The sequence below is a fragment of the Klebsiella sp. K47 genome, from assembly GCF_051858335.1.
GTDB classification, from domain to species: domain Bacteria; phylum Pseudomonadota; class Gammaproteobacteria; order Enterobacterales; family Enterobacteriaceae; genus Klebsiella; species Klebsiella pneumoniae.
Window position 1 is genome coordinate 1 of the sequence record NZ_JBPYUI010000296.1, and the last position, 232, is coordinate 232.

A 232-nucleotide genomic window follows, 5' to 3' on the forward strand; every position below is an offset into this window, starting at 1 on the left:
TCCTGTTTGCTTGAGGTATGGAGCAGTCGGGTATGTAACCGCCTCATAATCCGACGATGAGGCGCGGAGACGGCCCTACACTTTGATCATGGATCTTTCTCATACTTTCAAGGACCTGTCTGCCAAGGTTGATTCTGGTTTCGACGATGCCGTTGAGCAACTCACCCGCCACGTGGCAGTCCGGTCGGTTAGTTCCCAGCGGCCCGACGGCGTGAGGTCCGGAGCCGAGTTC

Annotated in this window: 1 protein-coding gene; it reads right to left on the bottom strand. The window is 56.9% G+C overall.

The window, feature by feature from the left end:
- Positions 1-43: 43 nt before the first annotated feature.
- Positions 44-232, bottom strand: a 189-nt coding sequence (locus RRF55_RS28100; protein WP_439419314.1) for a hypothetical protein, incomplete at its 5' end; no start/stop codon positions are given.